Source organism: Streptomyces acidicola, assembly GCF_009377235.1.
GTDB lineage: Bacteria > Actinomycetota > Actinomycetes > Streptomycetales > Streptomycetaceae > Streptomyces > Streptomyces acidicola.
This window is the reverse complement of sequence record NZ_VMNX01000321.1, coordinates 1-8318: the sequence shown is the minus strand read 5'-3', so window position 1 is coordinate 8318 and position 8318 is coordinate 1. Positions and strand designations below refer to the sequence as shown.

General features: G+C 71.2%; 9 protein-coding genes. 4 read left to right on the top strand and 5 right to left on the bottom strand.

What is annotated here, in order from left to right; translation table 11 throughout:
- The coding region (locus FPZ41_RS42150; protein ID WP_228023367.1) for a MarR family winged helix-turn-helix transcriptional regulator at positions 1 to 447 on the top strand (447 nt) is incomplete at its 5' end.
- 92 nt (positions 448 to 539) lie between these two features.
- The gene (locus FPZ41_RS42145; RefSeq protein WP_322621426.1) at positions 540 to 1340 is read left to right on the top strand and encodes a S16 family serine protease; all 801 of its coding nucleotides are present in this window, start codon (positions 540 to 542) and stop codon (positions 1338 to 1340) included.
- A gap of 21 nt (positions 1341 to 1361) precedes the next feature.
- On the opposite strand, the gene FPZ41_RS42140 is transcribed toward FPZ41_RS42145, so the two are convergent.
- From FPZ41_RS42140 to FPZ41_RS42130, 3 genes are all read right to left on the bottom strand, one after another.
- The gene (locus FPZ41_RS42140) at positions 1362 to 1547 is read right to left on the bottom strand and encodes a hypothetical protein (protein WP_152869648.1); all 186 of its coding nucleotides are present in this window, start codon (positions 1545 to 1547) and stop codon (positions 1362 to 1364) included.
- 13 nt (positions 1548 to 1560) lie between these two features.
- Positions 1561 to 2148 carry an ArsR/SmtB family transcription factor gene (locus FPZ41_RS42135; RefSeq protein WP_152869646.1) on the bottom strand — a complete coding sequence of 196 codons (588 nt, stop codon included), beginning with the start codon at positions 2146 to 2148 and terminating at the stop codon, positions 1561 to 1563.
- A gap of 105 nt (positions 2149 to 2253) precedes the next feature.
- Entirely contained in the window at positions 2254 to 2733 is a 480-nt protein-coding gene (locus FPZ41_RS42130) for an Lrp/AsnC family transcriptional regulator (protein WP_152869644.1), read from the bottom strand.
- A 122-nt stretch (positions 2734 to 2855) separates the two neighbouring features.
- On the opposite strand from FPZ41_RS42130, the gene hppD reads away from it, so the two are divergent.
- Entirely contained in the window at positions 2856 to 4001 is a 1146-nt protein-coding gene (hppD, locus tag FPZ41_RS42125) for a 4-hydroxyphenylpyruvate dioxygenase (protein ID WP_152869642.1), read from the top strand.
- A gap of 341 nt (positions 4002 to 4342) precedes the next feature.
- On the opposite strand, the gene FPZ41_RS42120 is transcribed toward hppD, so the two are convergent.
- A complete protein-coding gene (locus FPZ41_RS42120) occupies positions 4343 to 5860 on the bottom strand; it encodes a tetratricopeptide repeat protein (RefSeq protein WP_152869640.1) in 1518 nt (505 codons plus the stop codon).
- 93 nt (positions 5861 to 5953) lie between these two features.
- On the opposite strand from FPZ41_RS42120, the gene FPZ41_RS42115 reads away from it, so the two are divergent.
- Positions 5954 to 7381, top strand: a complete 1428-nt coding sequence (locus FPZ41_RS42115; RefSeq protein ID WP_407698895.1) for an FAD-binding oxidoreductase — start codon at positions 5954 to 5956, stop codon at positions 7379 to 7381.
- A 163-nt stretch (positions 7382 to 7544) separates the two neighbouring features.
- On the opposite strand, the gene FPZ41_RS42110 is transcribed toward FPZ41_RS42115, so the two are convergent.
- A complete protein-coding gene (locus FPZ41_RS42110; protein WP_152869636.1) occupies positions 7545 to 8021 on the bottom strand; it encodes an SsgA family sporulation/cell division regulator in 477 nt (158 codons plus the stop codon).
- Between the last annotated feature and the right edge of the window lie 297 nt (positions 8022 to 8318).

Here is an 8318-nt window from a genome sequence, read left to right as displayed (position 1 = left end):
CCCGACGAACTGGCCTCCCGCATGTACGAGGTGTTCGCCGTCCTGGGCCCGCTGTACCGGCGGGTGAGCCGCAGGGTGGAGCAGAACGAGCCGGTCGAGGGGCTGTCCATCGGCGTCCGCGCCGTACTGGACCTCCTGCGCGTCCACGGACCCTTGACCGTCCCGCGGATGGCCCGCGCCCAGGCGCTCAGCCGCCAGTTCGTGCAGCGGATGGTCAACGACGCGGCGGCCGGGGGTCTGGTCGAGGCCATCCCCAACCCCGCCCACCAGCGGTCCTCGCTCATCCGCCTGACCGACGCCGGCCGCGCGGCCATCGATACGGTCATCGCCCGCGAGAGCGAGCTGCTGAAACGGGTGGGCGGCGATCTGACCGACGCGGACGTGGACACCTGCGTACGGGTGCTGACGCGGATGCTGGAAGTGTTCGAGCACGCGGACGCGAACTGAAAGGGTCCAGGGCTCAGAGACCGGGGGCACGCTCAGGTCTCAGGGGCCGCCCGCCAACTGGCCGAATGCCACCGTCGCGTTAGATTGATTGCGTGCTCTCACGCCTCTCCCGCCTGTCGCGCCCCAAGGCCATCGCCCTCTGTGCCCTGCCCGTCGTGGCCCTGCTCGCCACGGCGGCGTTCGCTCCGCTGCCGTTCTCCGTGGCGCAACCCGGGATGACGGCGAACGTCCTCGGCTCGAACAAGGGCGCGCCGGTGATCACCATCACCGGCGCGACGGCCCGCGAGACGCGCGGACAGCTGCGGATGACGACGATCGAGGCGACAGGCCCGGACGCGCACGTCGGCCTCGCCGACGTCGTCGACGGCTGGTTCCGTACCGACCAGGCGGTGATGCCGCGCGACGCGGTCTATCCGAGCGGCGGCAACGTCAAGGAGATCGAGCGGCACAACGAGGCGGAGATGAAGAGGTCCCAGGACGCGGCGACCCAGGCGGCGCTCGGGTACCTGGGCAAGGCCGGCGACGACATCAAGGTCACCCTGAAGCTGTCCGACGTCGGCGGCCCCAGCGCCGGCCTCCTGTTCTCCCTCGGCGTCATCGACAAACTCAACGGCGACGGCAGCGGCGGCGACCTCACGGGCGGCCGCGTCATCGCCGGTACGGGGACGATCGACGCCGCCGGCGAGGTCGGCCCGGTCGGCGGGGTGGCCCTCAAGACCCAGGCCGCCCACCGTGACGGCGCCACGGTCTTCCTGGTCCCGAAGGCCGAGTGCACCGACGCGAAGTCGGAACTCCCGAAGGGCCTGCGCCTGATCCCGGTGACGACACTGAAGGGCGCCGTGAACTCCCTGGTGGCCCTGGAGAAGGGCCGGGGCTCGGTCCCGAGCTGTTAGGCCCTGTCGTCGAACTCCCGTCTAGTGCGCGACGCTCGGCTTCGGCGCGGCGGCCAGGCGGAGCCCGACCTCGACGAGGGTCCAGCCGATGCGGGTGCGCAGCTCGTTGGGCCGCTTGGCCATGGCTTCGAGCCGGTGCGCGTCGGCCTGGGCCCGGAGGTCGGCGAGGCGGACGCGGTGCAGGGCGAGCAGGGTCTCGATGTGCATCGGAGGGGGCCTCTCAGTCCGTGTGGATGGGGAAGACGTGCGTGTGGACGCGTACCGTCTCGGCGGCCGGGCTGTCCTCGGCGGAGGTCCGGCCGCGGTAGCTGTCGACGAGTTCGTGCATCTTCGTGATGAGGTCGAGGGCGAGCTCGGGTGTGAGGCTCAGCGTCATGTCGCTGAGGTCCGAGGAGCGGCTCCACTCGTCGGACCAGTCGCCCGGGTTGCCGAGCCACGTCCCGACCTCCTGGGTGTGGATGTTCGCGACCTCGTGCATGAACAGGTCTGCGGCCCCCCGTACGGCCGGGTCGGGGTCCTTGTGCAGCGCGTCGTCGAACTGCACGCCCTTGTGGACGGCCCGCCACCAGCGCTCGCGTCCCTTGCCGTGCTCGGGGGCGTCCTCGACGAAGCCGTGTGCGGCGAGCTGCCGCAGGTGATAGCTGGTCGCGCCGCTGGACTCGCCCAGCTTGACGGCGAGCTGGGAGGCGGTGGCGGGTCCACCCCGCCGCAGGGCGTTGAGCAGGGCCATCCGCAGGGGATGGGCGAGGCCGCGCAGTGAACGGGCGTCGAGGACGCGTGGTGACAGGTCTTCGGGGTCGTCGGGCATGCATGCAAAGGTAGCGTTGCAAAGAAACCCTTGCAAGGCTTCCTTTGCAGCGAACTCTTTGGAACCTCCCCGTTTCGCCCGCTAACCCCGTGCCGCCCCTAACCTCTACCCCTGCCCCCGCTCCTCCGCCGCCTGCTCCACCAGGGGAATCACCCGTAGCGGAACCGGGTTCTCCATGACGATCGCTGTCGAGGCGCGGACGATGCCGTCGAAGCCGACGACCCGGTCGATCACCCGTTGGAGGTCCGCGTTCGAGCGGGCCACGAGGCGGCAGAGCATGTCGCCGTTGCCGGTCGTCGTGTGGAGTTCCAGTACCTCGGGCACGGTCGACAGGTGTGCCCGTACGTCAGGGCCCTGCCCCTGCCGGATCTGCAGCGTCGCGAACGCCGTCACCGGGTATCCGAGGGCGGCGGGGTCCACCTGCGGGCCGAACCCGTGGATCACGCCGTCCGACTGGAGCCGGTCGAGCCGGGCCTGGACCGTCCCGCGCGCGACCCCGAGCCGCCGGGACATCTCCAGGACGCCGATGCGCGGCTCCCGGGCCAGCAGCACGATGATCCGCCCGTCCAGATGATCGATCGCCATGAGGACCTTCCGGTAGTCACCCTGTACAGGGAACCCGCTGATGCGAGCGTTCCGCTGAGCAGATTGTCCAGCAAATCCGCGAACTGTTGCGCACCTTGCCGTAGCGGAGGGACTCTGCGCCTATGACGCAGACCACACACCACGCTCCCGACACCGCACGGCAGGCCGACCCCTTCCCGGTCAAGGGAATGGACGCGGTCGTGTTCGCCGTGGGCAACGCCAAGCAGGCGGCCCACTACTACTCCACCGCCTTCGGCATGCGGCTGGTGGCCTACTCCGGGCCGGAGAACGGCAGCCGCGAGACCGCGAGCTACGTCCTGGAGAACGGCTCCGCGCGGTTCGTCTTCACCTCGGTCATCAAGCCCGCCACCCCGTGGGGCCACTTCCTCGCCCAGCACGTGGCCGAGCACGGCGACGGCGTCGTCGACCTCGCCATCGAGGTCCCGGACGCGCGCCGGGCGTACGCCTACGCGATCGAGCACGGCGCCCGCTCCATCGCCGAGCCGTACGAACGGAAGGACGAGCACGGCACGGTCGTCGTGGCCGCGATCGCCACGTACGGCTCCACCCGGCACACCCTCGTCGAGCGCACCGGCTACGACGGCCCCTACCTCCCCGGCTTCGTGGTCGCCGATCCGATCGTCGAGCCGCCCGCCCACCGAACCTTCCAGGCCATCGACCACTGCGTCGGCAACGTCGAACTCGGCCGTATGAACGAGTGGGTCGGCTTCTACAACAAGGTCATGGGCTTCACGAACATGAAGGAGTTCGTGGGCGACGACATCGCCACCGAGTACAGCGCCCTGATGTCGAAGGTCGTCGCCGACGGCACGCTCAAGGTCAAGTTCCCGATCAACGAGCCCGCCGTCGCCAAGAAGAAGTCCCAGATCGACGAGTACCTGGAGTTCTACGGCAGCGCAGGCGTCCAGCACATCGCGCTCAACACCAACGACATCGTCGAGACCGTACGGACGATGAAGGCGGCCGGCGTGCAGTTCCTCAACACACCCGACTCCTACTACGACACCCTCGGCGAGTGGGTCGGCGACACCCGCGTGCCCGTGGAGACCCTGCGCGAGCTGAAGATCCTCGCCGACCGGGACGAGGACGGCTACCTCCTCCAGATCTTCACCAAGCCCGTTCAGGACCGCCCGACCGTCTTCTTCGAGATCATCGAACGACACGGTTCGATGGGGTTCGGCAAGGGCAACTTCAAGGCGCTGTTCGAGGCGATCGAGAGGGAGCAGGACAAGCGGGGCAACCTTTGAGCAGGCACGCCCCCACGCCGCCCGGCACGCTCCCCCACCGCCTTGAGGGCGTGGGAGGTGCCCCCACTCGTCGCACCGGACAAAGGCCCAAGTAGCTCCTCCCTCAGTCTCAACTCCTCCCCCACTCTCGACTCCGCTCGAGCGGGGGGACCCCCATGCCCGGGGGCGCCCCCATCGAGGACCTTTGTCCGGCACGCCGAGAGCACGCACCGAACGACGCGGGAACGCACCCGCTCTTCCCCGGCACCGCTCAGCCCTGACTGCCGCCGCGGTCCCACGGAACTGACGCCGTGGGGCCGCACAGCCCCGCATCCCCCGGCTCCTGTTCCTCTTCCTGCTGCCTAGGCCGGTGCCTCTGCCGATGCGTCTGCCGGTGTGTCTGCCGATGCGTCTCCCGAAGGCCCGCCCGGTTGCCCCCCGAGCTCCGCCGGACCCTCGTCCGACGGCTCTCCCAGTTCCCCCAGCGCCTCCCTCACCACGGGCGCGTGCAGCAGCGAGAAGTACGGGTTGAGGCGCAGGGCCTCGGCCAGATGGCGGCGGGCCGGACCCGGCCGCTCCAGGGCGTACTCGATCTCGCCCCGGTGGTAGGCGTACAGCGCGCTGCGGACCTCCCCACCGTGGGCCCTGTCGGTCGCCCGCGTCGCGAACACGAGCGCCTCCTCGTCCTCGCCGGCCCGGTGCAGGGCCCAGCCCAGCGCGTCCGCCGCCCGCAGGCTCGGCTGCCGTTCCCACTCGCCCCGCAGCAGGCGGACCGCCCTCTCCGGGTCACCGTGGTCCGCCTCGAACAGGCCGAGGAACAGGTCGTGGTTCACACCCGCCTTCGCGTCCGCGCGCACCGTCTCGCGCAGCACGCCGTACTGGGCCCGGGCCTCGCCCTGACGCCCCAGGGACTCGTACAGCTCGCCCAGTTCCAGGGCGTACCGGGGTGACCTCGCCTTCGCCAGCGCCGACCGGTACGCCCGCACCGCCTCCTCCGTGCGGCCCAGTGCGGCCAGCGCGCGGGCCCGCACGGCGAGGGCGGCGTGCTCGTCGGGGTCGGCGTGCAGGGCGGCCGTCCCGTAGCGCAGGGACTCCTTCAGGTCGCCGCGCTGCCACGCCAGTTCGCCCGCCAGCACGAGGTAGGCGGCCCGTTCGGCGGGGCCCTGCGCGCCGGCGGCCGCGTCCGAGAGCGCCGCGGCCGCGTCCTCGCGCCGGCCCTGGTCCCAGTACACCTGGGCCGCCCGCGCCGTCACCGCGGGCGCCGTCACCGCGGACCGGGACCGCAGGGCGAGCAGCTGGTCCAGGGTCCGGCGGGCGGCCCGGTAGTCGCCGACACCGTCGTACGCGTCGATCAGCAGCGGGTACGCCGTCCAGCGCTCGGGCGCCACCCGTACGGCCTGCTCGCCCCACTGCCGGGCCGCCGGGAAGTCGTGCCGCGCGGTCGCCAGCGCGGCCAGCCCGTCGTACGCCTCCGCGTTCCGGCTCGGGCGGACCTTCAGCGAGTAGCCCAGCGCCCGCTCGGCCCTCGGGAAGTCCGCGGCCACCCCGGTACGACGCCCCCGCTCCACGTACGCCGTGCCGAGCACCGCCCACGACCGTCCGTCCTCCGGATGCTTCCGCAGCCGCCGCTCGCGGTCACCGATCAGCTCGGCCAGATCGGGCATCGCGGCGGGCACCCCGGCCGCGACCGCCGCCCGGGCCCGCGCCTTGGGCCCCGGCGCGGGCGCCACCGGCTGCTGGTGCTGCTGCTCGCCGTCCGGCAACAGCACCAGCACACCGGCGAGTACGGCACCACCGGCCATCGTCCAGCCCAGTGCGCGCCGCATCGTCCGGCCGGCCGCCCCGAATCGCCGCTCTTCGCTCTCCATGCCGCTCTCCATGCCGCTCACTGTGCGTCAATAGGAAGACCACAACGCGGCACCCGAAAGGCCCTCGCCGACGGGTTCACACCGATGGCGGTCCGGTGCGACGCTGTGATCATGAGCCGTAGCGAAGCCCCGACCCCCCAAGGCACAGCAGTGACCGGCAACCTCCACGACCGACTCCTCGACCGACTCCTCGCCGGACTGCCGGCCGAGGCGGTCCTCACCGACCCGGACGTCACGGCCTCGTACGCGAACGACATGGCGAGCTTCTGCGAGGCAGGCGCCCCGGCCGTCGTCGTGCTGCCGCGCACCGTCGAGCAGGTCCAGCACGTCATGCGCACCGCCACCGAACTGCGCGTCCCGGTCGTCCCGCAGGGCGCCCGCACCGGCCTGTCGGGCGGGGCCAACGCCGCCGACGACTGCATCGTGCTGTCCCTGACGAAGATGGACCGCATCCTGGAGATCAACCCGGTCGACCGCATCGCCGTCGTCGAACCGGGGGTCGTCAACGCCACGCTCTCCCGCGCGGTGAACGAACACGGCCTCTACTACCCGCCGGACCCCTCCAGCTGGGAGATGTGCACCATCGGCGGCAACATCGGCACGGCCTCCGGCGGCCTGTGCTGTGTGAAGTACGGGGTGACGGCCGAGTACGTGCTCGGCCTCGACGTCGTGCTCGCCGACGGGCGGCTGATGTCCACCGGCCGCCGCACGGCGAAGGGTGTCGCCGGGTACGACCTCACCCGCCTGTTCGTCGGCTCCGAGGGCTCGCTCGGCATCGTCGTACGCGCCGTCCTGGCCCTCAAGCCTCAGCCGCCCCAGCAACTGGTGCTGGCGGCGGAGTTCCCCTCCGCCTCCGCCGCCTGCGACGCCGTCTGCCGGATCATGGAGGGGGGACATGTGCCGTCCCTTCTCGAACTGATGGACCGTACGACGGTCAAGGCCGTCAACGACCTGGCGCAGATGGGCCTCCCGGAGACCACCGAGGCCCTCCTCCTCGCCGCCTTCGACACCCCCGACCCCGCCGCCGACCTCGCCGCGGTCGGCGCCCTGTGCGAGGCCGCGGGCGCCACCCAGGTCGTCCCGGCGGACGACGCGGCCGAGTCCGAACTCCTGCTCCAGGCGCGGCGGTTGTCGCTCACCGCGCTCGAAGCGGTGAAGGGCACCACGATGATCGACGACGTCTGCGTGCCCCGGTCGAGGCTCGCCGAACTGTTCGCCGGCATGGAGGGCATCGCCGAGAAGCATGACCTGACCATCGGGGTCGTCGCACACGCCGGTGACGGCAACACCCACCCCACCGTCTGCTTCGACGCGGCCGACCCCGACGAGTCGCGGCGGGCCCGCGAGTCCTTCGACGAGATCATGGCCCTCGGCCTGGAACTCGGCGGCACCATCACCGGCGAGCACGGCGTGGGCATCCTCAAGAAGGAGTGGCTGGCCCGCGAGATCGGCCCGGTCGGCCTGGAAATGCAGCGCGCGGTCAAGGCGGTCTTCGACCCCCTGGGCATCCTCAACCCGGGCAAGCTCTTCTGACCCAGGCATCGCTCCCCGGTCACCGGTCGTCCATCGCACACCCGCCGTCTTTCGCCCACCCGCCGTCCATCGCACACCCGCCGTCTTTCGCCCACCCTCCGTCCTTCGGCCATCAGCTGTCTTCCGCTCACCCTCCGTCCTTCGGCCATCAGCCGTCTTCCGCTCACCCTCCGTCCTTCGACTCGTCCGACGGCCACGGGTCCAACAGCCACCGGTCGTCGGCCGGGGAGGGGGCGAGCAGTTCGGCCAGGCCGTCGTCGATGTGGAGCCGCACGGCCTCGGAGCCCGGAGGCACCGCCCGAAGGGTGCGCTCCAGCCACGCCGACACCTGCGCGGCCGGCGCTTCGAGGAGAGCCTCCCCGCTCGGTGAACTCAGCGCCATCAGAACGACGCTCCGCCCCTGCGCCTTCGCCGGCCACACCCGCACGTCGCCGTGCCCGCACGGCCGGAACACCCCCTCGACCAGCAGTTCGCGGGCGAAGGTCCAGTGGACGGGCTGGTCGGAGTCGATGTGGAAGGCGACGTGGACGGCGTACGGGTCGTCACTGCGGTAACCGAGTACGGCCCGCACGGGAATGCTGCACTCCGGCGACAGTACGAGTCTCAGCTCCAGCTCGCGTTCCACCACGGTGGGATGCATGGTGTGGGTCTCCTCTCCGGTAGGTCTCGCGGGGGCCTGGACGCGGCCCGTACGAGTGGAGAGGGAGCAGGCCGGGGAGCATTACGCGGGTCCGCGGAACTTTTTCCGAGGAGACCACGAGGCGGCTCCGCCGCCCCCGTCGCGTAGCAGAACCGTGCTCGAAAGGGGTGGGTCCGGCGGGAGGGGCGGTGGTAGTTGCGACTGTCTGGTAGATGTTGATTCCCCCAACCAACCCCCGAGCAGATACGGGACGACGGACATGAGCGCCCCAACCCCGGCCCCCGGTGACGACAGGCC

Coding starts and splice junctions, on each gene's coding strand:
- FPZ41_RS42140 (WP_152869648.1), bottom strand. CDS start 1,547: ATGCACATCGAGACCCTGCTCGCCCTGCACCGCGTCCGCCTCGCCGAC.
- FPZ41_RS42135 (WP_152869646.1), bottom strand. CDS start 2,148: ATGCCCGACGACCCCGAAGACCTGTCACCACGCGTCCTCGACGCCCGT.
- FPZ41_RS42130 (WP_152869644.1), bottom strand. CDS start 2,733: ATGGCGATCGATCATCTGGACGGGCGGATCATCGTGCTGCTGGCCCGG.
- hppD (WP_152869642.1), top strand. CDS start 2,856: ATGACGCAGACCACACACCACGCTCCCGACACCGCACGGCAGGCCGAC.
- FPZ41_RS42120 (WP_152869640.1), bottom strand. CDS start 5,860: ATGGAGAGCGGCATGGAGAGCGAAGAGCGGCGATTCGGGGCGGCCGGC.
- FPZ41_RS42110 (WP_152869636.1), bottom strand. CDS start 8,021: ATGCATCCCACCGTGGTGGAACGCGAGCTGGAGCTGAGACTCGTACTG.